This window comes from Leptospira sp. B5-022 (genome assembly GCF_000347035.1).
GTDB classification, from domain to species: Bacteria; Spirochaetota; Leptospiria; order Leptospirales; family Leptospiraceae; genus Leptospira_B; species Leptospira_B cinconiae.
Genome location: NZ_ANIJ01000047.1, coordinates 255,348 through 279,864 on the forward strand (window position 1 = coordinate 255,348; position 24,517 = coordinate 279,864).

Genomic DNA, 24,517 nt, shown 5'->3' on the forward strand with positions numbered 1-24,517 from the left:
AAACACGACTCTCCAGCATAGCATTAAAGGTCTTTTATTCCTTTTCGGTTTTCATATATTTCAGCCGTAACTTATCCGGAAACTTTTCGATCGCATATCTAAGCATGGTCCTGGGCATCTTATGGGCATGTTTGTCTAAAAAATCTGTTTCAGATTTGAGGCTTCTGTTGCCCACTTCTCTTAGCATCCAACCCACCGCCTTATGGATGAGATCCTCTTTGTCCGATAAGAGTAATTCAGAGATCTTTAAGGTATCCTTAAAGTCTCCTTTGCGTATAAAAGCGAAAGTGGAGATGATCGCGATCCGTCTTTCCCATATATTATTCGATTTAACTAACTTATATAGGAGGTCCCTTTTTTTATCTATGAGATAATCCCCTATCAAATCTCTGGAGCTTAGGTCTACGATGTCCCAATTGTTTACGTATTTTAAGTTTTTTAAATAGAATAAATGCAGTTGTTCTCGCTTGTCTGCCTGCGTCTTTTGGAACTTCTCACATAGTATAAAAAATCCAAGGAGCCTTTCCTCGTGGTATTTTGATTTTACGATCTTTTGTAATTCGGGTAACGGAAGTCCCTTGTATGATTTGGAAATTTTTCGTAAAGGTGGGACCTTTACTCCTAAGAATAGGTCGCCTTCTCCGTATTCACCCTTTCCCGTTTTGAAAAATCGGGAAAGTATCTCTACCGCCTTCGGGTCGGCGATATTTCTGACTTCTAAGATCACATCTTCCGCCTTGGAATTTTCGCCTCCCAATAATTTCTTTTTGTTGATTGTTTTCGATTTAGGCATGGGACAAAATTTCCTTTTGGGAGAGGGGTAGGGCAAGCATTATCGGAAGATATTTGTCATGTTCCAAATTTCGGTTTTTGGGCTTGCCAGTTAGGAGGTCCCACAAATCCTAATTTTTAGGAAAGATCCGCTCTACTATGAAACATAAACCCCTTCATAATATTTACAGTAAAGATATTCTGAGAAAGAAGTTAGAGGCCGAGGATTTTCAGCGTACTACTATTTCCTTTTATAGATACGTGATCTTAGAGGAACCGGACCTTCTCCGCAATGAACTATACAAAGAATGGGAATCTCTGGGAGTGCTCGGAAGGATCTATATCGCAAGAGAAGGGATCAACGCTCAGTTATCCTTGCCTGAATTTAATTTTCAAAAATTCAGGGACTCGATAGACGCGAGAAAGGAATTTAAGGATGTTCCGTTCAAGATTGCCGTGGAACAAAAGTCTTACTCATTTTTAAAATTGGACATACGAGTCCGTAATAAGATCGTAGCGGACGGTTTGACCGACGATACTTTCGACGTAACCAATGTAGGAACCCACCTAACCGCCGAAGAATTTAACAAAAAATTGGAATCTCCCGGGACCATTGTGGTGGATGTTCGCAATCATTACGAGTCTGAGATAGGACATTTCGAGGGAGCATTACTTCCGCAAGCGGATACCTTTAGGGAAGAATTGCCGATGATAGTAGACCTTCTGAAAGACAAGAAGGATAAAGAGATCGTAATGTATTGTACCGGCGGGATCCGATGTGAGAAGGCATCCGCATACCTGAAACATCATGGGTTCCGAAATGTGTATCAGTTGCATGGAGGAATTATCTCTTACGCTTCCGAAATTAAGGAGAAGGGATTGGACTCCAAGTTTAAGGGAAAAAATTTCGTGTTCGATGCGAGGCTTCAGGAAACCGTGGGAGAAGAGATCCTAAGTGAATGCCACCAATGTGATCGGAAATCCGCAAGGCATATCAATTGTGCGAATCCCGCCTGTCATATTTTATTCATCCAATGTGAATCCTGTGCGGAAAAATTCGATAACTGCTGCTCTGTGGAATGCCAAGAGATCGCAGCTTTACCTGCGGAAGAACAGAAAAAATTAAGAAAAGGTAAAGCCGCTTCCAATAAACATTTTTCCAAGTCCAAGATCAGGCCAAAAGTTTTCGAACTGTACAAAGGAAAATAAAAGGTCCTTTTAATTTTCTTAAGAAAATCGAATTATCTTGTAATATTTTAAATTACAAGGAGTCTAAAGAAAAAGTAGGAAATTATGCAAAAATTACCGGTATTTTTCGTAGGCCATGGAAGTCCCATGAACGCACTAGGACCGAATCCGATAGCCGATACATGGTCGGAATCCACGAAAGATTTTCCGGAACCTAAAGCGATCTTAAGTATTTCTGCTCATTGGTTTACTAGAGGAACATATATAACCTCTAACGAGCTTCCTCCTACCATTCATGATTTTTACGGATTCCCTCAGGAATTATTCGATGTTCAATATCCTGCCCCGGGAAATCCAAAACTTGCGGAAGACCTTTCCAGATCCAATCATGTACAAGTGATCCAAGACGATTCTTGGGGACTAGATCATGGAACCTGGAGTGTACTACGGAATATGTATCCTAAAGCGAATATTCCTGTCGTGCAGTTGAGTATAGATGCCACAAAATCCGGAGAATGGCATTACGAATTTGCGAAATTTTTATCCAAGTTAAGAGAAGAAGGTATTTTGATCTTGGGAAGCGGAGACCTAGTGCATAATTTACGTCTTTATGATTGGAAAAACCAAGACAAGGCGCATGACTGGGCATTGGATGCAAATGAGACTTTCAAAGATCTCATCGAAAAAAGAGATTGGAAGAGCCTCGCAAATTATCAAAAATTAGGGACGGCGGTGCAGATGGCTATCCCTACTCCCGAACATTATTTTCCTATGTTATACGCTTTGGCATTGGCGGAGGAGAAGGAAGAAATCCGTTTTTATAATGATATCATCCAAAGTTCGGTATCTTTGACTAGTATGAAGATCGGTTAGGATCTAGTTTTTTACGAACTCGATCGTATCTTCAGGATGTCTTTTCTCTTCCCCAGATCCCAGCCAGAAAAAGTCCGCTGATTAAATGCCATACCCCCCACCAAGCGGCGATAAGGGCCATTGATCCGATTCCTTGGAAGAACGTAAAGATCAGGATAAGACCAAGACCTGAGTTTTGGAGTCCTGTCTCCAGGGAGATTGTTTTTCTCTCTTTATGAGCTAGGCCGGCTATCCATGAGGCAAGATAGCCAACCGTTAAGGCGGTACCGTTATGCAGAAGTACTAACCAAAACAAAACAGGTCCGAATTCCACAAAGGATCTCCAGTTGCCGATGAATGCGATCAATATAAAAACCCCAAGTAGAACGGTAGATCCAACCCTCATAGGCTTCTTTAATTTAGAAGCAATCTTGGGAAGAAAACGGTTCGTGAGCGCTCCTAAGATCAACGGCAAGATTAATATTAGAAAAATGGAAAGAAATACATCTACCGGATTTAAACTGATCTCTTTTAATCTGTCCGCAGCGGGAGAATATAACTTTCCCCAAAAGAAAAAGTTAAACGGAGTAAAGAACCAAGCTAAAACGGTTGTGGTAGCCGTGAGTGAAATGGAAAGAGGAACATTCCCTTTGGCAAGAAGGCTGATAAAATTGGACATGTTCCCGCCCGGGCAGGCCGCCACTAAGATCATTCCAAGAGCCAGACCGGGATGTGGGCGTAAAATATAAAGTAATCCTACCGTAAGAGCGGGCAATAATACTAATTGGGAAAACAGACCGACAATGGCAGCCTTGGGCTGTTTTCTTAAATTCGTAAAGTCCGCGAGGGTCAGTTCCAAAGAGACCCCGTACATGATGAGCCCCAAACAAATATTCAAGACAAAGAGCCCCGCCGGACTGAAATTCAATTTGACTAAATCGAAATCTTGCATGTATTTCCTTGAACGGACAAATGTCCGCTCCCGTTTAATATTTTATGATTTTTTAAATTATATTTTAGTCCGTCCAGGTGACTAAAATTTCCCTTGGACCGGAGAATGGTAATCTTCCATGGGAAACCGAATAATTGTCTATCAAAAGTATATCTCCCTTTTGCCAGGAGAATATGGACAAATGTTTCCAAAATGTACGGCTTACCTTGCCGATCTCGGAAACGCTGATCTCGGAATCGTCCCCGAAGACCACATTCGTATCTTGGTCCTTAGGTTCCACAAGCATCTTCTTTAAGAATGTGAGAACGTACAACACGCCGGCCAGGATTGCGCTACGAATTGTGCCTTGCTGCTTTAGGATTTTTGCATATTCTAATCTGGCTGCGTCTTGGTGGAATACTTGGCTATGATTATGCCATGCTTTTGTTTTTGCTATCGGATGTTTTCTGACCGCAACCTGCTTATTTGTGAGTTTTAATCCGTCTTCAGGAAGCCATTCAACTTGGAATCTTTGTTGTGCAGCAATCTTCTCCACCTGTTTTTTTTCTTTAGTAGAGAACATCTCGTCCCAACGTTTTGTTTTCCAAAGATTATACCGAGAGGCGCTTGGACCGTCATATTTACGGATGTATTTGACCCCTTTGGTTTCAAATTTTTTTATTAGATCGGGATCCATGTCCTCGTATATTTTGCGGAGATCCGCGATGGGAGTTTCTCCATGTTCTTTCGGGGCAACAGCGCAGAAGAACATCAACTTTCGGGGAGGTTTGTCTAAGAAACTCATCTCCGCATGCTGCATAATCGGATAATGAGGGGGAAGTTCGCTCGCAGTGTGTACAAACTGCGTAACTTTGTTCCTGGGGGAAGTTCCCAAATAATCCGTTTTTAGATTTTTATCTAAGCTAAGTGCGACGTCTTCGAATTCTTGTGCGGAAGAGATCCGGAAACCTCTGAATAATATTGCCCCATATTCCAATAGATCCGCTTCTACGGATTTTTTATTTTTGGAAACCCATGCAGGTAAAAACCCCGGCTCTAAAGCGTTCGTGTCACCAGGCCCGTAAATTCTGGGGAGTTCCCTTCCTGGGAAAAAAGATCTTTCTACCCTGCCTAGACCTTTCGGCTTAGTTTTGTTAGGGGAAACTTTCTTAATTGCGGATTTGCCGGATCGGGAAACTGTATTTGTTTTCATGTTAGTTCTCCCCTTAGAGAATGAAAACTTTTATAAAACTACAGAATGGAAAGGCAAGTCTTTTCATTTCCGCCTTGATTCAACGGTTTCATCTAAAATACCTATATCATGAGTTTTAGCGCCGGAGAAAGAAAATGAACGTTTCACTTTCTAAGGAAGGTCCTGTTTTTTCCAGGCTTGTTTACGGATGCTGGCGAATACATACCGATCCGAAAGGAGCAGGGACTGATCGAATTTTAGAAAAGATAGAAGTTTGTATTCAATCCGGGATTGATACGTTCGATCATGCGGATTTATATGGTGAATACGGGAACGAGGAGAGATTCGGTACGGCATTAAAAATCAGACCGGATATTAAAGAGAAAATAAAGATAGTTACTAAGGCTGGGATCCAACTTCCGGGGCCGAATCGCCATGGGATCACAATAAAACATTATGATACGTCCGCGAATTATCTGATCCATTCTGCGGAGAATTCATTAAGAAAATTGAATGTAGATAAGATAGACCTGCTTCTGATACATAGGCCCGACCCTCTTATGGATGCGGACGAGATCGCTAAAGCATTTAGCTCCCTAAAAGAAAGCGGTAAAGTTTTGTATTTCGGAGTTTCCAATTTCACTCCTTTTCAGTTTTCATTATTGCAGTCCAGATTGGATTTTCCTTTGGTTACGAACCAAGTGGAATTCCATCCGTTCCATACGGATCCTCTTGTGAATGGAGTATTCGATCAGGCACAAGAATTGCGATTTAAACCGATGATCTGGTCTCCTACGGCAGGTGGTCGAGTTTTTCGACCTAAAAGGGAACAAGAAACCGTTTTATATAATACATTGGAAGATCTTGCAAAGAAGAAGGATACTAGTCCGGACGCGGTCTTATTCGCATGGTATCTTTTTCATCCTGCAATTTTGGTCCCAGTTTTAGGGACGAACGATCCCAACCATATCAAGTCGGCTGCAAAATCAGTTCATCTTCGGCTGGAAAAAGAGGAATGGTTCCGCATTTTAGAGGCAGGAACAGGTAAAAGAGTTCCATGATACAAAAAAATGACAACATAAGAGAATTCTAATCAGAATATAATACTTATATTTATACTACTCGTTCGATATCAAAACGGAGAGAATTCAAAATGAAAATCGAACAAGGCAAAAAGGGACTTCCCCTTTTGGTAGGGATCTTATGGTTCCTATTCAACTGTAACGGGGAGAAAATGGTACATACGGAAAGTTTACTGGGACTGATCCAGAAACCGGACCAAACGAAAACAAGTGCAAGCTACTCGGATCTTGCAGTCATTGATACTGTAAACGGCACGGGAAATTTTTCCGTTCTTACTTATAATGTGGCCGGATTATTAGAACCTTTTTCCAGCTCGAATCCAAGTGAGAATACTCCTTATATGGGACCTTTGATGACACCGTTCGATCTGGTGGTGGTCCAAGAAGATTTCAATTATCATGCGAGTCTGTATGCAAATGACGTACATCCACATCGATCCGCTACTAGCGGTGGAATGGGTATCGGAGACGGTTTGAACACTCTTTCTTATTTTCCATTTTCGGATTTCCAAAGAGTGGATTGGAACGCTTGTAACGGAACGGATTGTCTGACTCCTAAGGGATTTACTTTGGCTAGGCATAAAGTAGCGCCCGGGGTATTTATAGACGTATATAATTTACATACGAATGCTAGTACGGGAGAAGCGGATCTGGCGGCAAGAAGATCCAATATATTACAAATTCTGAATTTTATCGGAACTAATTCTGCGGGAAATGCAGTGATCGTCTTGGGAGATACAAACACCCGCTATACCAGATCGGGAGACAATATCCGGGAATTTATCAATCAAGGATTTACGGATGTTTGGATCCAGATGATCCGGGGAGGATCGTATCCTACACAGGGAGGAGATGCCTTGACGGACTGCGAGGGACATAGGACAAGTGCAGGCTGTGAGGTGGTGGATAAAATATTATACCGCGGAAATTCCTATATCTCCTTATCACCTAGCTCTTATTTGGTAGAAGACGCAAGATTCGTTCATCCTGTAACCGGAGTTCCTCTTTCCGACCATTACGCGATTTCTTCCACATTCAATTATTCTCTTTTACAGAATTTATCCTTTAGTGACGCATTCGGCGGGCCTCATGGAACTGCGTTCAACGATGTGGATTCTCTCCCTTCTTCTCCTTCCGCGTCTAAAATAAGTCTAAGATCCGGATCCAGGGTGGATGCTGTGTCCTTACAATTGACGAATGGAACCGTCTTAAGTCATGGAGGAACGGGAGGAAGTTTACAAACTCTGACTTTGGGAACGGGAGAGTATTTAGACCAAGTAAAACTTTGTAGCGGTCAAAAAAACGGTCATACAAGGATTTTTTATGCTCAATTTCGCACAAACCTAGCAAGATTCCTCACCGGAGGTTCAAACACTTCCAGTTGTGTTACATACTCCGCTCCTAACGGTTGGGGGATAGTAGGATTCCATGGAAGAAGCGGAAGCGAAGTTGATAAACTCGGAGTGATCTTTGCTCCGATTCCATAAATAGATTTGAAAGTATTTCGGCCGAACATTCGATAAAAACCGAAGAAATAAAAAGCGATCCATTTGTTTCTAATAGAAAGTTTCCTAAATTGTCCGAGGTTCGAAGCGGGACGTATAGGATTTTTAGGAGAAATGAATGTTTCGCTTTCTAACTTCAATTTTAATCGTATCTTTCTTTTTCGTCTGTAAGGCCGAAAATTCCAAAAAACAATCCGAGGAACTTTCCGATGTTCGTTCGGGATCCGTATCGGCTCCTATGCCGTCAGCGGACGAACAACCGATGCAAGAAGCCGAGAAAAAAATTAGCGGCAGAGCGGGTGAAAGGGAAGAGTCACCGGAAGATCAAATCAAAACCTTTGCGACACCCAAGATCGGTAGCCTAAAGATAGGCCGCCTTTTGGAATATAAGGTAGATCTAAATTTCGAGACGAAAGATTTTATAGCTGCTCGAAAATTCCTATTGGAACTCTCCGGCAAGTATGGATTCGTACAGAGTGAAAATCTTCGAAACTGGGGAGGAGATACCGAACCGAGTATGACCGCAGTTATTCACGTAAAGTCATCCGATCTATATCAAGTTTTGATGGAACTGGAGAAGTTGGGCACACTCACTTCCGAAAATATCCAAGTAGAAGATCATACAGAGAATTATACGTTAGAACAGATCCATTCCAGAAGGGAAAAGATCCGGATCGCAAGAAGAACGGAACTAGGCGCCAGATCCACTCCTAAAAACGCGGCCGAGATCGAGGAGATGCTTGGACAGTCGGAAGATTCCGCGGACTCCGCAGAATTCGAAAAATGGAAAATACTAGATAGAGTGAACTGGGCAAAGATCAGTATACATTTGTACGGTCCTAAAAAACCGAAAGCGGTGGAAGTTCCCAGTTTCGGAGATGCGTTTATCGATCTGGCTAGTCTCGGATTAAAAATTCTTCTGTATCTGATCTATATCCTTCCCTTAGGATTGGTTGTATTTGGGATTTTCTATCTAGTTAAATATGTGAAGAATCGTCTAAAATAATAGAATGGGGCTTCGCGCCCCGTCCTAATTATTTTGTTTCCGGGGAAGCTATGGTTTTTAGCCTAGAAGAAAACGGTTTGGGGAAAAGAATGCCTACTCTGGAAGAAGCTCAAAAAGAAATTATCGCCGAGTTCTCGGAGGCGGCAGACTGGGAAGAAAGATACCAGATGCTGATCGAGATAGGGGACGAGCTTCCTATTCTGTCCCCCGAATTAAAAACGGAAGATAGATTAGTCCCGGGTTGCCAGTCCAGGGTTTGGGTCGTTCCGGAAGAAAAAGAAGGCAAATTATTCATCCAAGCGGATAGCGATTCCGCGATCACAAAAGGGATGATCGCATTACTATTACGGGTATTTTCGGGAAGAACAAGAGAAGAGATCAAGTCAGCATCCTTGGAGTTCCTAAAAGAGATCGGTTTGGACAAACATCTTTCCATGAGCCGCAGAAACGGTCTTTATTCCATGGTAAATAAAATTAGAAGTTTCTAATATTTTTAACTAATATAAGGTTCGTTGGGGATCTCGTTCGGGTTTTTCTTTCTTGCAGGGAAATGTTTGGCAAGTTCCTCCGTGAGTTCCTTAATTCCTACGAGTATCGCATCCTTGGGAGCACCGGATTTGAAACCCTCTCCAATTTTAGAAGAGATCGAATTCAATTTTTCTTGTCCTATCCTTTTGTAGATCCCACGATCGGCCAAGGTTATGATCTTCTTTTCGGAAAGAAGAATATAGATCAATATCCCTGTATTTTCTTCCGTATCCCAAACTTTTAAAAAAGAGAACATTTCCACCGCTCGATCTCTTGCGGTTTTACCTGAGAATACTTGGAATGGAGAGATCTTTGTCTCGATAGCGACCTTTAATTCTCCTCTATGGGTCTTTTCCGAGTCGGAGACCGCAGAAGTGATCTCTTTCAGATCTTTGGGACTAAAATATTTTCTTAATAAAGTAAAACCTGATAAAGGTCCGTTCCCGATCCTAAATAGGTCCAGGAAACCCGCAAAAATATTGCGTATCAGTCTTTCGGTTAAAGAAGGATATCTGCTCATAAGAATCACCAATCCGAAGAGGATCCTCCTCCGCTAAAATCTCCTCCGCCCCCGCTAAAAGAGTCACCGGAAGAAGAGGAACTCCAGCCTGAATCGCTGGAACTATAGGAACTCCAAGAACCCCCGGACCATCCCCCTCCGCCAGAACCTGGATTTTTGGCCGCTATGTATATGATACAAAGTAGTATGAAGAAGATTACCAAAAGTGGAAGCATGATTTCTAAAGAAAAACCTAATAGTCCTCCCACCCAATACCCTAGATAAGTTGCTACTCCTGCCTGGAGTAAGCTGAATAATTTTTTGAATAAGAAACCTACTACAATTCCGATTACGACCAATGCGCCGATATAAAGTCCGAAATAATCGTCTTCCGTTGCCGAGCTTGATTCATAACTGGTGGAGCTCGGTTCCGGCAAAGGTTCTCCGTCTATAAGTCCGAGAATTTTATCGATCCCTTGGTCGATCCCTTCGAAATATTTACCTTCCTTGAATAAGGGTCTAACGTACTCCAACTGAATCCGTTTGCTGATTACATCAGGGATGGCACCTTCTAACCCTCTTCCGATCTCAAAACGCATTTTACGATCGTCTTTTGCGATTAGGAAAATGACCCCATCCGCTATTCCTTTTCTTCCTATTTTCCAATTTTCCGCAAGACGGATGGAATATTGTTCAATGGTCTCCTCTCCCGTTGTCGGGATAATGACCAAAACCACTTGGCTTCCTTTACGTTTTTCGAAATTCCTTAGCTTATCTTCTAAACTAGAAACTTCTTCTCCGCTTAACGTCGACGTCAGGTCGGTGACCCTATGCGTCAATTTGGGAATGGGGACTTGGTCCGCAAAAATCCCGGAACAAAATAGGATAATCGGAAGAAAGAGTAGCCTTCTCATTTGGGATCCGAGTTTTAAAATTGGACTTGAGGAGGTTTAGAAATTTCCTTCTCGTTCTCCACGCTGAAATTCGGTTTTACGTCATAGCCGAAAATTTTAGCTGTGATCACGTTCGGAAACGTCCTGACGGTGATATTGTATTCTTGGACTGCAGTGATGTATCGGTTTCTGGCAACAGCGATCCGATTTTCAGTTCCTTCTAATTGCGCTTGTAGCCCGATAAAACTTTTATCCGATTTAAGGTCCGGATATTTTTCCACCACAACCATCAACCTCGATAGTGCCGAGGTCATTTGTCCTTGCGCCTGGTTGAATTTCGCAAACAGTTCAGGATTATTTAATATTTCAGGTGTAGCTTGGACGGAACCCACGCTAGCCCTGGCCCTGGTCACCTCGATTAGTACCTCTTTTTCTTGAGCGGCGTAACCTTTGACGGTATTGACTAGGTTCGGGATTAGGTCGGCCCTTCTCTGGTACATATTAATTACTTCCGACCAGGCGGCTTTTACCTGTTCGTCTTGGACTTGGATCGTATTATAACCGCATGAATTTGTGAAAAACAAGATCAGACCGGTAAAACCGATCAAAAAACCTTTGCGGATCCGAAAAAAATCGCCTTGGGACATTCCTACCTCCGACCTGCGGAATTCTGTAAGGAAAACGTCCCTTGGCAATCGGTTTTTTCTAAGAACATTTAAGTTTTATGCCGCCTCTTTTGGGAAATTTTCGTGTTTTTCCAGTGCTCTTTTGCGGATTTCTTCGATGAGTTTGTCCGCGAGCATTTCGGCTAGAGCGGATATTTTTTCTTGGTTGATCGAGTTTCTATAGTCGGTTTTCATTGGCGCCTCCTTGTGGTCCGAATATAAAAATACATGGACCCCCGGACAAATCGGCTGGGCAGAAAACAAAAAACCGGGAAAATTCCCCGACTGCCTCTACCGATAAATAGAAAAATGGCAAGGGCCGCCCTGGACGAATGGAATTGGATTATAAGACCCGACTCGAGGAAATCGAGAAGGTAGACGGTTATTTTCGTAGGTCCCCGGAAGGGATTTGGTCCTACGAACTGGATTCTCCCTTAGACACCACTCTTCCGATTGAGGAGCAGTGCAGGCTGATCTATGAAAATGCAAGACTCACGCACTGTAACGATACCATGGCAAGGATTTACGGGTATCATAATGCGGAAGAGATCAAAGGTGTTCTATTAAAAGATATCGTTAGACCGACTAACAAGATGAATATGTTCGGTATTAACGAGTTTATTCGTTCCGGCTATAAGATACACGATAGCGAATCGGAAGAGATAGATCTAAGAGGAAAACGTAAGTATTTTTTAAGCAGCGCATTAGGGGTTGTGGAGAAGGGCCACTTACTTAGAGCTTGGGGTGTGCTGAAGGACATTACCGCTATTCGGGCTGCCGAATCCAGACTGAAGAGAACAATCGCTTTAGAAAGTCTACTCACTCAGCTCTCCCGATATTTTTTAAGTGTAGAACCCGGAAACACTACGGAAGCGGTGAATCACGCGTTAGGCGAACTTGGAAAATTTTGCGGAGCGGACAGGGCATTTTTATTTTTATACACCCATGCAGGCCTAACCATCTCTAATACGAACGAGTGGTGCGCGGACGGGATTGAACATAGGATCCATCTATTACAAAATCTTCCTATAGAAACGTTTCCTAAATCGGATTACGAAACCATCAGTAATAAGGGCCATATCGTTTATGATTCTTTGGATAATGTGCCTTCTACCCATGCTTCCTTACGAAATCTTTTGGAAAGACGGGGGACTCGTTCTTTGGTAGTGGTAGGTCTTTCATCCCGAGACGAGGAGCTTGGTTTTATCGGATTCGATTCGGTAAAAGGCCAAAAACTTTGGACGGAAGAAGATATTTATATTCTGAGATTAGTGGGTGACCTGATCGTTCTTGCTTTCGATAGACAAAAAAGAGAATCGGATCTGAACGATTTTTATGAAAGAATGAATCACGATCTGGAATTGGCGCGTCTTACACAAAGATCCTTGGTCTCCAGAGAGTTTCCTAGTTCTCCTTTTTATAAAATGGATAGTTATTTTCGTCCTTTCGAAAAAGTGGGAGGAGATATCATAACGTATATCCAACATGAGACCGGTGTATTGGATATTTTATTCGGAGATGTATCCGGTCATGGGATCTCCTCCGCTATGGTTTCCGGAATGGCGGTACTTTCTTTCAGGCACCATGCTAAGGCCGGTCTTTCCCCCGCGGAAGGTATACAACAATTCGTGAAAGATCTAAAACCTATGGTGGTGGAACATCATATCGCCGCCGTTTGGGCCAGATTTTTCCCTTTGGAGAAGAAGTTGGTATACTCGTATGCGGGCCATCCGCCTATCGTTTTGTTTAGAGGAGAAGAAAAGATCGAACTAAAAGGTATGAATCTTCCGCTTCTGATCTTCGATTCGATAGAATATTTTAACGAATCCGTTAAATTACAAAAAAATGATAGGATCGTTTTTTATTCCGACGGAATGTACGAAGTATTCAATGCGGAAGGTAGAATATTGGATCTGCCGGGATTCCAAGACATTTTACTCCAACATAGGGATCTCGGAAATTTAGACGAATATTTAGATCAGGTTGTCTCCGAGGTATTCCAATTTTCGGAAGGTGTGTTCGGTGACGATATGGCGATGCTCGTGATCGATATTAACGGATAAGAACTGTAGTTTATTATCTATAGCTAAATTCTATTTCTTACTCTAAAACTTTTTTCTTTCTTCCTAATAAAAAAACTCCGGATAGAACGATGAACGTTCCGACAACGTTTTCCCAGGTGATGATCTCTCCTAAAAGGATCGCGGCTAAAAATAATGTAAATACAGGACCGACACTTCCAGCGATGGAAGCTTTATTGGAGCCTATTCTTTGGATACCTGCAGTCGTTAAGAAAGCGGGAACCACGGTGGTCAAAAATCCCAACGCGAATCCGTAACCGTAGACCTGCCATGGTTGGTCTATTAGGATTCTGTAATTCTTAGTGAAAAAGAAATGAATCAGCACAAAAACTCCGGACCAGATCATTAAAAGGGCCGTAAATTTCCGTGAGCCCAGTTTAGGGATCATCTGCCCGCTACCTATTAGGTAAATTGCATAAGCCAATGCGGATAAAAAAACTAAACTTCCTCCGATCCATGCGGACTTACCTTGAGTCTCTGCATCCGGCAAAAATGCCAATAGGATGCCCGAGTATGTGAGAGCCACGGAGTAGACCTCGATCCTATGAACCTTCTTCTTTAAAAAAACAAAACCTAATAGAAGAACAAGTGCAGGAAATGTAAATAAGACTAGTCTTTCCATGGAGGCGGATAGGTACTCCAATCCCCAAAAATCGAAAAAGCTGGCCATATAATAACCGATGAATGCGAGTAAAACCACGATCCCGTAATCTTTGCGAGAGATCGATTTGTTCGAGTTTTTAGAAGATTCTTGGTAAAGAACAAATGCGAAAAACGGGATCGCAAATATCATTCTTAACGCCAAAACAGTAACCGAGTCTATTCCAAATTTATAAACTAATTTTACAAGCACTCCTTTTGAGGAGAATAAGACAGTTCCCGCCAGAGCGTATAGATAACCCAAGGTTTCTTCGCTAAGTCCTAGAAAGAAATGTTCTTTGGTTTTCTCGGAAGTTTGGCCCATTCTTCCAGGTTTTAATAGGCCCGATTTGATTAAAGTAGGAATCTATTAAAATGAATGAAAGAGTATAAGTCCGGTTCTTACTTCAAATTCCGGGGAAGTCCTACGATAATAACGATATGTATGGGAATTGTAACCTAACGTCCCAAAAAGAAATAATTCAATTCTTTCCTGGAAGTTAAAAATCCTCCTCCCGGATGGATTGCCGGAAAAAAAGAATCTCCGGCAATTTCTGAGGTAGCTTTTAGATCTCTGATCTGTCCGTAACATTCAGAAAGATAGAAAGCATGTCCACATCCTAATAGATGGTATCCTTCATGGATCATTGTATTTGAGGCCCCACCTACGAGTAAATGTCCGAGAGAAGCAGTATGGGCTAAAACAAATCCTCTAGTCCCTGTGTGGCTATCCACTGCTCCTAATACTTCGAATGTGGGGATAAAGAATAACGCTAGAATATAAGAAGCGAATTCGTATGCGATATCCGAGAACCTAACTCCGGCAAAGGCTAAGATCCGATCGCAACCTTCCGGCAGCTCCGCTTTATATAGTTCTTCCATGATCGCTTTACCCGTCCAACCTGGCCTTTTCCAATCTTTTACTTGGGCGACCTTAGCCTGCAAATTATATAGGATCAATTCTTCATTCCAAGAATCGAATAGATAGTCCATTCTTTCTTTTGAAACGTTTTCGTCCTTCCAAACGCAGACTCGTATGGTCTTCATTTTTCCATACTCGTAGGTTTCTCGTACCGAAGATTTATGAAATCCCACAGTGGTGCAGGAGGTTAGTATTAGGATGAGAAGGAAACGAATATGTCGCATGTTTGCAATTCTTTGAAACCTTAGAAAAACTCCTTGGAAAAGCAAGGACTTTCGTTCGATACTAATATTGATCCTCCCAGGTAGGTGCAACGTCCATGAGGGCCGCAAAACCGCAAAAAGCGATCACACCGTTTCGTTTATTATTTTTGCTCCCTTTGATCCTATTCATTGTTACCACGATTTTAGGAGAGGGGTTGAGACTATACCGTTTGGCGGAAGAAAGGTCGATGTATTCCAGTAAACCGGTCTTGGATAGGTTAGTGGAAGACTTCAATATCGAGAGTATGTTCCATAAATATGGATATGATTTTCGGAACAGAATGAACCAGGAAGAAAGGAATGTCACCGGGACCATTAAGGACAATCCGATGGAGAGAACGATCCCCAAGATTTTTTTTGTACTTACTATCAGTAGCTATCCGATATACTCTTTTTTTAAATTACTGAAAGACATGTCAGAACAGTCGAAGGTTTAGGCGGATAAGAGCACGGTAAAACCTAAGAATAAAAAACAAACGAAGAAGAGCATATCGAACAATAGGTCTTCTTCTCCTTTGTTCCTGCTATTGGTAGGGATTCCGTTCATCTTTTTTCTGCTTAGCGCAATGCTCGGAAGCGTTCTGAAAATAGATCGGGTTAGTTCTGAATCCGCATTTGAGAACAGGTTGAATCCGATCGAAAAGGCCTGGAGAGGTCTGAAGCTAAAAGTATATGCGTATGAATACGGCTCGGACTATCGAAATAAGATCCCCGAAAACGAGAGCCGTGCCTTGGGTTTAATACGTGAATCCGTTCTAGAGTCCACTCTTCCTAGATATCTTTTTCTATTTCTAGCGATCGCCGTACCATTTTACTTTTTCGTAAGGTTGTTCAAGGACAAACCCCAAAAGAAGGCAGTATGGCCGGTTCCGGTAACCGCAGTTTCAAAGGTCAGGAAAACTTCCACACTTACCCAAAAAAAATCCTAAAGAGTTAAAATAGATTTGATTACGTTATTATGGCGTATTGAACATGTCGTATGCTTCCAAGTAGACGATATTCGAATTTTCGTAAAATTATTACCCTAATCGGTGTATTTGTATTATTTCTCCAAAACTGTACTTTAGATAAAAGGATAGAATTCGCGGGAGAGGATAAATTAGGCCTGGAAACAGGAAGTAACCCTTGCCAGGAACTAACACATTATAATCGTTGGTTTGCTCTTTACGGTCTATGGCGCATCCCTGGTTCGAGGGATACGGAGATAGAAAAGAAAGACGGTAAGGTCTATTTCGCAGAACATTCCGTAAATTGGTGGCAGGCTAGTCTGAACGTGCTCACCGGTTTTTTTAGCACCATCACATTCTATAAAGTAACCGTAAATGAATGCGATCTTGGAACCAGATTCGTTCATAGAGACCAATACGAAAAATTCTTTGAAGAAGAAAGAACAAAGGCTCACTCGGAGTTCTTCTCAAAAACCGAAAGAGAATTGGAAGATGCTTTACGTAAGTATCTGGATAAAACAAGCCCGGCGGAAAATGCGGGTAAAAATTATAGCATGATCATCTTGAGAACCGGTAAGACTACTGAAGCCAGGGTAGTGGGCCAGGATGTGGATACTATTAAACTGGAAACGGAAGATTCTAACGGACAAAAGCATGAGTTTACACTTCCGAAAAAAGAAGTTTATAAAGTGATCTTCGCTACTAAGATCATCAAGGTGAAAGACTCTCCACCGGTTAAAGAGACCGGAAAAGAAAAACACTAATCTTTTTTCGTATCCCTTCTTCGAGGGATACGATTTCTCATTTTCAGACAATAAATTTAACCGTTAGAAAAATCCTACTTGTGCATAAGCCATATCTTCGCTTATCATACGGACAAGGAAATTCTCCTATGTTATCCTGTCGTATTTTATTCGGATCTATACTTTATAAATTTATAATACTCATGTTCGTTATGCCGATTTTGAACTGTGGATTGGCTTTAGGTTACCAAGCAGAAGAGCAAGCCGCTAAGGTTTCGGAAAATAATAATAACGATTCGATGTTAGCTGCGTTAGGTCTGTTAAGCGGGAATTCGAGCAGTTTGCTTAGTTTTTCTCCTTCTCCATTGACGTTTTCCGCCTCAACGGGAAAATCAGCGTATGATATAACTGTTAATTACTGGCCTGGTTCAGGCACAGGGGAGTTACGTATCGATCTGGTCTGGAATGGGATAATGTCTTGTGCTCCACAAGAAGGAGTGTTCGCGGTGTTTAATGACGACACATATCCTTTGACTTTTGCCAATGTTTCTTTTGACTGTTTTATAACTGGAATTGGCGAAGTATCGCATATTGTGGATATGGCTATCGGATCCGGACTTCCGAGTGTAGGAACGAACCTCGGAAATCTAAGCGTAACTGTAACTCCTTAGTCCGAGTTTTAAAACGTTTTACCTAGCTACTCCGAAACAAACCGCCATCATATCTCCTTGGTCGAATTTTTTAACCGCCCAGTCCGCTATCTTCTTTGTAGTTTTATAGAAGATTCCGGATCCTTTCTTGGCAGTGAGACCGCTTCCATACGAGATATGGCCTAACGGAATATAACCTAATTCATTTCCGAGAGAAAAAATACCCGGCAAACTATAATAGTAAAGATGTTCCGGGACATTTAAATATCTCCACTTCGGTCCCAGATACTTTGCAAGAACTCCGTATCTACAGGTGGAAAGGATCATTCTTCCCCCTGGTTTCAGGTGTTTTAAAATTTTCAGAAGTGTTTCTTTCGGATGATGCAGATGTTCGATACTCGCCCAAAGAGTGATTAGATCGAATTTTTCCTTCCCATCTTGGTCCCAGGTCAAAAAATCTTTTTGCTCCACATCTAATCCTAATGTTTCTTTTGCAAAACGAACCGGCCCGCTTGCAATATCCAGACCTTTGGTTTTCCAATTTCTACCTTTTAGATAATCCAAAAAATAACCGGCTGCACAGCCTACATCCAGCGCGGATCTTTCCGGACCTAATAATCTTTCCCAATCGAAAAAACCTAGATCTTTCAGATTCAAATTAAATACTCTTGCGATCTCTTTTTTGGTTTCTTCAGAATAATAATTATCGTAACCTCTGTCCGTTCTTTGGGTGAAGTAAGAGTCCTCATAATACTTGGAAACTTCTGCCAAGCTTGGCTGGGGATTGACCTGAACTAATTTACATTTTTTGCATTCTACAATTTGGAAGATTTCTCCTTTCGGACTGGCCTTGGAGAAAAGCGGGGTGAATTCCGAACTAGAGCAAGTATTGCAAGGTATCGATTGCATATTATAAAGATCGGTGATTTGCGCGGTTTTAGGACATAAAATGAGGATTTTCTTATTTAAAAATTTTATTGCTTCCTATTTTTATCGGATCAGTCTGTCAATTGTTCCTATGAAAACGAAATTTTGCAGATCCAAAATTCGATTTCGGTCTATTCTTCTGTTTCTGGCCTTAATCTTTTCTTTGCCTTCTTGCGGGGTATATCTTCTATTCGAGGAAGAGAACAGTTATTTTGGGAAAGAGAAAAAGAGTCACTCCGATACGCTAAGTATTCTAGGACTTCTCCAATCCAATGCTAATTCGGTCCCTATCGTATTCTCTTCCACTGAGTTTACGACTTCTACTTGGGGGCCGGCGAACTATACAATTTCGGTGAGCAGTATACCTTCTGCTTGGCTAGAACAAAACTTTCAGTTTCATATTTTTATCCAAGCAGTCTGCAACAATGTGACGGTCAACTCCGTTAATGGGGTCCAAGGCAGTGCGGATTCTTCGCAATCTTTTTCAGCTCCCAATTATACTTCGATCCTAATCCAAGTAGACGCAAATACTGCGGGGGCTAACTGCCAAGCTTTCGGATATTGTGATATTTCGCATAGTGTACATAATCCAGCGCCTCAATTATTGAGTCAGGGTCAGTTTTTGGGATCTGTTAGAGCACACTTTCCTCCTACCTGTTCTTTTTAAAGACTTGCTTTTTCGCGTATTTCATTATTCAACATAGGAATGCGAACATCCCTTTACCTTTTAAGGAAATTTATAGTCAGTCCCAAAACTTATCTTGTCGATAAGTATGACTTCTCGGCCTCCAAGAGCTTGTCTTCGGTGCGGGCTCTTATAACAAGTTTTCTATTCATTATGCTTCTTTTTCACAACGTAAGTTGTGGTCTGGTGCTTACCGGGACGGATATAGGTAAAGAGTTTTTGGGTCTTTCCGAAGATGATAAAAAGGACCCGGAAAAGGCAGCCGCTGCATTGCTTTCCTTAGTAACGGGAGGAAGTAATTCGTTACTCGTATTTACTCCAGCAGTGTTATCTACGACCGCTGGAGCAGATGCCTCCTACCAAGTGAGTCTTAGATCGGTTCCTTCCGATTGGACGAGTAATGATGTGACAGTTGGTTTTGATATAGATGTATCGTCTTGTCCATCGGGTACTTTTCCCAATTTTTGGCCTTTTACTTTTAGTCCTCCTTATAATCCAGTAAACGGTCTATTTTTTAGTACTATTAATCCGGGCTCTTGTATCGTGCGGTATACTGTAAGTGGAGAAGTGACATCTCAAAATTCCGGTTTAACTATAGATGCTGATGCGGGGTCTCTCCCTTTCTTAATCCAGTGAAATGTGGTTGTATCTAAGCGACTTTATCTTAGAAAAACCGCTTTTCCAGAGACAGGGTTTCTAAAATCCTTCCCCTATGTATAGAATCCTTGCATTGTCCTCTCTTTTAGGACTCTCTCTTTTATTTTCCCAATGCCAACCGATCGAATCGGTTGAACCGGAAACATTGAAGATCAAAGCGGTGGGTGATTTAGTCATGGGGACAAATTATCCGGAGAATAAACTTCCTTCCGATCCTAGAAACACTTTGTTCTCTCAGGTGGAACCAAGTTTGAGAGGGGCAGATATACTATTTGCGAATTTCGAAAGTACTCTGACAGACTATCCTCATTGTGCCAAAAATATCAATCGCCCTCTTATATTCGCTTTCAGGACACCGCCATCGTATGCAAAAATCCTAAAGGATGTAGGATTCGATATAGTTTCGATTGCCAACAATCACAGTCTGGATTTTCACCAACAAGGGTTCGAGGATACCGCTAAAAATCTTTCCGAAGCCGGAGTTAGATTCACCGGAAAAAAAGGCGCGATCACTTATATGAACGCAAAAGGAATTTCCGTGGCTTGGATCGGATTTAGTCATATGGAAAGCGCGCATAATCATGTGAACCATATCGAAGAAGGTGTAGCTCTCGTAAAAGAAGCCAAAAAGAAAGCGCAACTTGTATTTATCTCGGTTCACGGTGGAGCGGAAGGCGGACCTGCTTTACATGTAAAAAACGAACAGGAAAGATTTTACGGAGAATATAGAGGAAATTTAGTCGCTTTATCTCACGCGTTGATTGACGCCGGTGCGGACTTATTCATAGGTCACGGTCCTCATTTGCCAAGAGCATTCGAATTGTATAAAGGAAAATTGATCGCTTATTCACTAGGGAACTTTTTAGGATACAGGGTATTCTCTACGAAAGGTTATGGCGGTTACTCTTTGGTCTTAGAAGCGGACTTGGACAAACAAGGGAATTTTATCAAGGGTAAGATCCATCCCTTACAACTGAGCCAAAACGGTATCCCTGCTCCTGATCCGGAGGCAAAAACTACGGAGCTGATCCAATCTTTGACTAGATCGGATTTCCCGAACAAAGGACCGAAAATCCAGTCGGACGGAAGTTTCCATCCATAATCTAGGGCTGTCCTGTAGGAGTTCCTACATATTTCGACCTGTACTTTTGATTGCAAATTTTAGGATTTTCTGATATAGGGAAAACGGCTTCTCCCACTGACCCGCCTCCACCACCCAAGCTCAGGGTGGGGCCGCTTTTTCAAAATTTACGTTCGATCAAACTTAGTGCGTTAAACTTGCGTTCCACCTCGTTTGACTTTCGTCACCGACTCAGCAAAGCTGGTCGTCTTCTCGCTCCCTACGAGTCGCTGCGAAGGGGCGGGGCCGCTTTTTCAAAATTCAGTAGGAGCTCCAACAAGCCCCCGGTAAAATCCTTAAAATAAAAAAACCGATGTAGGAGTCCCTACATCGGTCTTATACTTAATAAAACTTTAATGTGAATTATTCGGTTTTTCCGGTAGGTTCCAATGCGCCTGCAGGAGCTTTGAAGTTGATCTCATAAATATCATAATGAGAATCTCTCCAACCTGTTACGTAAGCCACGGAAACTCCTAAGAAATATCTAAGTCCGAATTTAAGAGTGTTAGTGGCAAAGGTTGCGATCTCTTCATCGGTAATTGAAAAAGGGTGAACTTTATTTCTGGTCTCGTCCAGATACAATCCTTCCCAAGTTCCAATCATAGTTCCCTTATATTCTAAACTTAGAATACGACCTGTAACGGAAAAATTCCTTTTTCCTCCGGATTTACTTTTGCTTACGATCTTGTCCGGTAAACCTTTCGGAAGTGATCTTTCTTGGAGTTGAGCTCCTATCACTTCGTAATCGGAAGACAATGCGATCGCTTCGAATCTGTGGATCCTGTACTGGACTAAAATTTCCTGGTTCAGACTTTTGCTTAAGAAGTTCACCACATCCGCATTCTCGGGGCGTACGCTGAATTCGATTTTTTGTTTTGCCGGAGCATAACATTCGTCCTTCATTTCGTCGCAAGCTTCCGAATCGTTTATGGTATACACTTCTAAAAGACCTTCATAAGATTCAAAAACGATCCCTCTGCTTTCGAATTGGATCAATTTTGCAACTGTCCAACCTTCGGAATAAGTTCCTGCCGCAGATAAGGATGAGGTAGTTAAAAGAAAGATCCCTAGTAAAAGAAATCTTAAGGATGGAATTCGTTTCATTCGAGTTCGGTGCTCCCTGTTATGTAGGCAGACCCTTGGGGATTCCCTTTGGGTCGCGAATTCGTGAATCCTTTCCGATTTTTATCTTACATCAAGAAAATATTTCTTTCCGTTCTTGAAAAATCCGCATGTAAGTCCCTCCGAGATCTCAGTATTCTCCGTGTGAACCAATAAATGCACAAACAAGTTTCGCACAGAGTTCACGGAGCACACAGAGTTTTCATTTACAAAACCCGCCAGGGATGTGCAGGGCGCGAAGCGTCCTGAGCGTAAGCGAAGGACGAGGACGTATGTCCGAGCCCGGAGCAGCCCGGTCTTGCGTAAGCAAGAGGCGGCCAACCCTTTTTCAGATTGCCCCTTCGACTCTGGTTGGGAACCTGGTCTTGCAAGTAGATCTGAAAAGGGAATCCGGTGAAATTCCGGAGCTGTACCCGCAGCTGTAAACGCCTAAACGGTAAGACAAAACCACTGTCGAAAGACGGGAAGGGTCTTAAGCCGGGCGTGAGTCAGAAAACCTATCCGAGCTACTTTCAATATTTCGGCTTTCGGGAGTTAAGGCCTCAATGAACAAAAGACCCAAACAAATCGGTAAGATCCTTCATCTAGGTCTTTTTTTATTTTCCGTTCAAATATTTTCCCAAGAGAACCAGAAAACGGAAAGCTCCCCTGTAAAAGTTGTGGGAAAGACCAGTTCCAATTCTCAACCCGAAAATTTCAGAAAAAATCCGACCGGTTTTCAGACATCAATCGATTTGGACCAATACAATGCACGTTATACGAATCTTCCGGACGTTTTGGAAAGAGAGGCAGGGGTTCGGATCAGAAGATACGGAGGACTTGGGTCGTATTCCACTCTTTCTCTTCGAGGAACAAACCCGAACCAATCCAGGATCTTTATAGACGGAGTCCCTTTTAATAATGCGCAAGGTGGAGAAGTCAACCTGGCGGATCTTCCTTTCGACAATTTACAAAGTATAGAAGTTTACAGAAGCGGCACACCTGTAGGATTTTCCGGATCGACAATCGGTGGAAGCGTAAACCTAGTCACAAGAGTAGGATCTGGTCCGCCTAAAACCCGGGTCAATATCGGTGCCGGAAGTTTTAATACGGGAAAAGGTAGCATAACGCATACGGGGACTTATGGCGGGATCGGGGCTAGTGTATTTTTACTTGGAGAAAAATCGGACCAAAACTTTTCTTATCTGAACAACCACGGCACATTGCTTGTTAATCCTTTAGACGATACGATCGATAGAAGAAGGAACGCTCAGTATGAAAGAACATCCGGAATGCTGAGACTGAGCGGAGATATCGGAGCCACCAAGATCAAATTTTGGAACGATCTAAATTATAGATTTCATGGAATTCCAGGACCCGCAAGTAACCAAACCCAAAAAGTACATCGCAGATATCTTAGAAATACTACCTCACTCGGAACGGATACCAAAGGTTTGTTTGATGGACTACTAAGGTTGGAGACTCGAGCTTTCACATCTTTTACAAACGACGACTTATTCGATCCTAAATCCGAATTTTCCAAAGGAACCCCTAACTCCACAGCCAATATGGGACAGTACGGGGCGCAAATCACTCCGACTCTCTATCTATTAGAATATTATCAAATATTGAAATTTCATGCAGGGATAGAAAAAGAAACATTCGAAAGATCCAGAAGTACACCTCAAAATATCGATCTTAAATACGAACCGGGGAAAACAAGAACCTACACGACGTTTCAGGTGGAGGATGAGTTCCGGTTTTTGGACGGAAAACTAGTTTTAACCCCGGGAGTTTCTTGGGATTCTTACCGGGATAAATTCCAGTCCGATGAACCTTGGTATAGAAAGCAGGATCCGTTCGCTTCTGCCATAAAAACCTCCGAATTTTCGAATCCTAAAGCGGGACTTCTCTGGAGGTTTTGGGAAAAAGAAAATTATTCTTTGGAATTCAAATCCAATATCGCAAAACAATATAGGATCCCGAGTTTTTTGGAACTATTTGGAGAAGTAGGAACAATCATAGCAAACGATTCTTTAAAACCCGAAAGAAGTGAGAATGCGGATGCAGGGATCACCGGTAAATATAAAAACGGAGAACTCAAATCCAATATTACGATTTCCTACTTTAGGAAAAGGATCAAGGATATGATCCTTTTTATTCCGAATTCTCAGTTTACTCTCCGGCCTGAAAACATCGACTCTGCCAGGATTGATGGTGCCGAGGTTTCTCATAAGACGGAATACAAGGGCTGGAAATTTCTATTAGAATATACCTACCAAGAAGCGATCAATACTTCTCCTGCGCCTTATCTGAACGGTAAATATCTCCCTCTTAGACCGAAACATGAAATCTCCGGAACGATCGCATATAGAGGAAAAACCTGGGAGCTCGGTTTTGAAGGAGTGTATGTGGGAGCCGTCTTCAAAGACAGGACAAACGAATATGTGAATTACCAACCTGCTCGGCAGATTTGGAACGCGTATCTCACACTGGTATTATACTCTTCCACGGAAGAGGAAGATCCTAACAAAAAAGGAGAAAAGGCTCCGAAAGAACTGCTCTTAAGTATAGATCTCCGCAATATGGGAGATAAAAGAGTGGAGGATATTGTAGGATATCCTCTGCCGGGAAGAAACTGGTTTATCACCTTAAGTGGGAGGTTTTAAA

General features: G+C 42.2%; 26 protein-coding genes and 1 riboswitch. Of the genes, 15 read left to right on the plus strand and 11 right to left on the minus strand.

All coding sequences use genetic code 11. The features are described 5' to 3' along the window. Positions 1-34: 34 nt before the first annotated feature. Positions 35-793, minus strand: coding sequence for a DNA alkylation repair protein (locus LEP1GSC192_RS17445; RefSeq protein ID WP_020771503.1), 759 nt, complete (start codon positions 791-793; stop codon positions 35-37). A gap of 137 nt (positions 794-930) precedes the next feature. Between LEP1GSC192_RS17445 and LEP1GSC192_RS17450 the strand changes: the two genes are divergently transcribed. Then, positions 931-1,980: a rhodanese-related sulfurtransferase gene (locus LEP1GSC192_RS17450; protein ID WP_020771177.1), complete on the plus strand. Its 1,050-nt coding sequence runs from the start codon at positions 931-933 to the stop codon at positions 1,978-1,980. A gap of 84 nt (positions 1,981-2,064) precedes the next feature. Beyond that, entirely contained in the window at positions 2,065-2,832 is a 768-nt protein-coding gene (gene ygiD / locus LEP1GSC192_RS17455; RefSeq protein WP_020771310.1) for a 4,5-DOPA dioxygenase extradiol, read from the plus strand. Between the two features lie 31 nt (positions 2,833-2,863). Here the strand turns inward: ygiD and LEP1GSC192_RS17460 are convergent, their stop codons facing one another. Together LEP1GSC192_RS17460 and LEP1GSC192_RS17465 are read right to left on the minus strand one after the other, a co-directional pair. Next, the gene (locus LEP1GSC192_RS17460; protein WP_020771527.1) at positions 2,864-3,763 is read right to left on the minus strand and encodes a bile acid:sodium symporter family protein; all 900 of its coding nucleotides are present in this window, start codon (positions 3,761-3,763) and stop codon (positions 2,864-2,866) included. 64 nt (positions 3,764-3,827) lie between these two features. Further along, a complete protein-coding gene (locus tag LEP1GSC192_RS17465; RefSeq protein ID WP_020771113.1) occupies positions 3,828-4,955 on the minus strand; it encodes a TauD/TfdA family dioxygenase in 1,128 nt (375 codons plus the stop codon). 134 nt (positions 4,956-5,089) lie between these two features. On the opposite strand from LEP1GSC192_RS17465, the gene LEP1GSC192_RS17470 reads away from it, so the two are divergent. From LEP1GSC192_RS17470 to LEP1GSC192_RS17485, 4 genes are all read left to right on the plus strand, one after another. After that, entirely contained in the window at positions 5,090-5,995 is a 906-nt protein-coding gene (locus LEP1GSC192_RS17470) for an aldo/keto reductase family oxidoreductase (protein ID WP_020771130.1), read from the plus strand. Between the two features lie 92 nt (positions 5,996-6,087). Next, positions 6,088-7,503, plus strand: coding sequence for a jacalin-like lectin (locus LEP1GSC192_RS17475; RefSeq protein ID WP_020771220.1), 1,416 nt, complete (start codon positions 6,088-6,090; stop codon positions 7,501-7,503). Between the two features lie 136 nt (positions 7,504-7,639). Next, on the plus strand, positions 7,640-8,527 hold the full coding sequence (locus LEP1GSC192_RS17480; RefSeq protein WP_020771396.1) for a DUF4349 domain-containing protein: 888 nt from the start codon (positions 7,640-7,642) through the stop codon (positions 8,525-8,527). Between the two features lie 89 nt (positions 8,528-8,616). Then, positions 8,617-9,015 carry a SufE family protein gene (locus tag LEP1GSC192_RS17485; RefSeq protein WP_036091008.1) on the plus strand — a complete coding sequence of 133 codons (399 nt, stop codon included), beginning with the start codon at positions 8,617-8,619 and terminating at the stop codon, positions 9,013-9,015. Positions 9,016-9,020: 5 nt separating this feature from the next. Here the strand turns inward: LEP1GSC192_RS17485 and LEP1GSC192_RS17490 are convergent, their stop codons facing one another. The 4 genes from LEP1GSC192_RS17490 to LEP1GSC192_RS19985 form a co-directional block, all read right to left on the minus strand. After that, positions 9,021-9,575: a TPM domain-containing protein gene (locus tag LEP1GSC192_RS17490; protein ID WP_020771144.1), complete on the minus strand. Its 555-nt coding sequence runs from the start codon at positions 9,573-9,575 to the stop codon at positions 9,021-9,023. Between the two features lie 5 nt (positions 9,576-9,580). Beyond that, positions 9,581-10,468, minus strand: a complete 888-nt coding sequence (locus LEP1GSC192_RS17495; protein WP_020771119.1) for a YgcG family protein — start codon at positions 10,466-10,468, stop codon at positions 9,581-9,583. Between the two features lie 14 nt (positions 10,469-10,482). Continuing rightward, the gene (locus tag LEP1GSC192_RS17500) at positions 10,483-11,094 is read right to left on the minus strand and encodes a LemA family protein (protein WP_020771225.1); all 612 of its coding nucleotides are present in this window, start codon (positions 11,092-11,094) and stop codon (positions 10,483-10,485) included. Positions 11,095-11,169: 75 nt separating this feature from the next. Continuing rightward, entirely contained in the window at positions 11,170-11,307 is a 138-nt protein-coding gene (locus LEP1GSC192_RS19985) for a hypothetical protein (protein ID WP_020771405.1), read from the minus strand. A 137-nt stretch (positions 11,308-11,444) separates the two neighbouring features. Here LEP1GSC192_RS19985 and LEP1GSC192_RS17505 point away from each other — a divergent pair, with 137 nt between their 5' ends. Further along, positions 11,445-13,175 carry a GAF domain-containing SpoIIE family protein phosphatase gene (locus tag LEP1GSC192_RS17505; protein ID WP_020771249.1) on the plus strand — a complete coding sequence of 577 codons (1,731 nt, stop codon included), beginning with the start codon at positions 11,445-11,447 and terminating at the stop codon, positions 13,173-13,175. Between the two features lie 37 nt (positions 13,176-13,212). Here LEP1GSC192_RS17505 and LEP1GSC192_RS17510 read toward each other — a convergent pair whose 3' ends face one another. Together LEP1GSC192_RS17510 and LEP1GSC192_RS17515 are read right to left on the minus strand one after the other, a co-directional pair. Next, positions 13,213-14,157 (minus strand): DMT family transporter, encoded by a 945-nt coding sequence (locus LEP1GSC192_RS17510; protein ID WP_020771366.1) that lies wholly within the window; start codon positions 14,155-14,157, stop codon positions 13,213-13,215. Positions 14,158-14,291: 134 nt separating this feature from the next. After that, positions 14,292-14,978: a hypothetical protein gene (locus LEP1GSC192_RS17515; RefSeq protein WP_020771292.1), complete on the minus strand. Its 687-nt coding sequence runs from the start codon at positions 14,976-14,978 to the stop codon at positions 14,292-14,294. 95 nt (positions 14,979-15,073) lie between these two features. Between LEP1GSC192_RS17515 and LEP1GSC192_RS19990 the strand changes: the two genes are divergently transcribed. The 4 genes from LEP1GSC192_RS19990 (at position 15,074) to LEP1GSC192_RS17535 (ending at position 17,378) form a co-directional block, all read left to right on the plus strand. After that, on the plus strand, positions 15,074-15,454 hold the full coding sequence (locus LEP1GSC192_RS19990) for a hypothetical protein (protein ID WP_020771093.1): 381 nt from the start codon (positions 15,074-15,076) through the stop codon (positions 15,452-15,454). 78 nt (positions 15,455-15,532) lie between these two features. Beyond that, positions 15,533-15,946: a hypothetical protein gene (locus LEP1GSC192_RS17525; protein WP_020771107.1), complete on the plus strand. Its 414-nt coding sequence runs from the start codon at positions 15,533-15,535 to the stop codon at positions 15,944-15,946. Between the two features lie 50 nt (positions 15,947-15,996). Then, positions 15,997-16,728 carry a hypothetical protein gene (locus LEP1GSC192_RS17530; protein WP_020771236.1) on the plus strand — a complete coding sequence of 244 codons (732 nt, stop codon included), beginning with the start codon at positions 15,997-15,999 and terminating at the stop codon, positions 16,726-16,728. A 128-nt stretch (positions 16,729-16,856) separates the two neighbouring features. Then, positions 16,857-17,378 (plus strand): hypothetical protein, encoded by a 522-nt coding sequence (locus LEP1GSC192_RS17535; protein WP_020771398.1) that lies wholly within the window; start codon positions 16,857-16,859, stop codon positions 17,376-17,378. Positions 17,379-17,396: 18 nt separating this feature from the next. On the opposite strand, the gene LEP1GSC192_RS17540 is transcribed toward LEP1GSC192_RS17535, so the two are convergent. Then, on the minus strand, positions 17,397-18,266 hold the full coding sequence (locus LEP1GSC192_RS17540) for a bifunctional 2-polyprenyl-6-hydroxyphenol methylase/3-demethylubiquinol 3-O-methyltransferase UbiG (protein ID WP_020771442.1): 870 nt from the start codon (positions 18,264-18,266) through the stop codon (positions 17,397-17,399). A gap of 109 nt (positions 18,267-18,375) precedes the next feature. On the opposite strand from LEP1GSC192_RS17540, the gene LEP1GSC192_RS17545 reads away from it, so the two are divergent. The 3 genes from LEP1GSC192_RS17545 to LEP1GSC192_RS17555 all read left to right on the plus strand — a co-directional run bounded on the left by LEP1GSC192_RS17545 (position 18,376) and on the right by LEP1GSC192_RS17555 (position 20,728). Next, positions 18,376-18,951 (plus strand): hypothetical protein, encoded by a 576-nt coding sequence (locus LEP1GSC192_RS17545; RefSeq protein ID WP_157186934.1) that lies wholly within the window; start codon positions 18,376-18,378, stop codon positions 18,949-18,951. Between the two features lie 171 nt (positions 18,952-19,122). After that, the gene (locus LEP1GSC192_RS17550; protein WP_036090862.1) at positions 19,123-19,605 is read left to right on the plus strand and encodes a hypothetical protein; all 483 of its coding nucleotides are present in this window, start codon (positions 19,123-19,125) and stop codon (positions 19,603-19,605) included. A 76-nt stretch (positions 19,606-19,681) separates the two neighbouring features. After that, positions 19,682-20,728, plus strand: coding sequence for a CapA family protein (locus LEP1GSC192_RS17555; protein ID WP_036090865.1), 1,047 nt, complete (start codon positions 19,682-19,684; stop codon positions 20,726-20,728). 381 nt (positions 20,729-21,109) lie between these two features. Here LEP1GSC192_RS17555 and LEP1GSC192_RS17560 read toward each other — a convergent pair whose 3' ends face one another. Next, positions 21,110-21,850: a hypothetical protein gene (locus LEP1GSC192_RS17560; protein WP_020771345.1), complete on the minus strand. Its 741-nt coding sequence runs from the start codon at positions 21,848-21,850 to the stop codon at positions 21,110-21,112. 349 nt (positions 21,851-22,199) lie between these two features. Next, positions 22,200-22,388: riboswitch (cobalamin riboswitch) on the plus strand. A gap of 25 nt (positions 22,389-22,413) precedes the next feature. Here LEP1GSC192_RS17560 and LEP1GSC192_RS17565 point away from each other — a divergent pair. Continuing rightward, positions 22,414-24,516 (plus strand): TonB-dependent receptor, encoded by a 2,103-nt coding sequence (locus tag LEP1GSC192_RS17565; RefSeq protein WP_020771219.1) that lies wholly within the window; start codon positions 22,414-22,416, stop codon positions 24,514-24,516. Position 24,517: the final 1 nt, after the last annotated feature.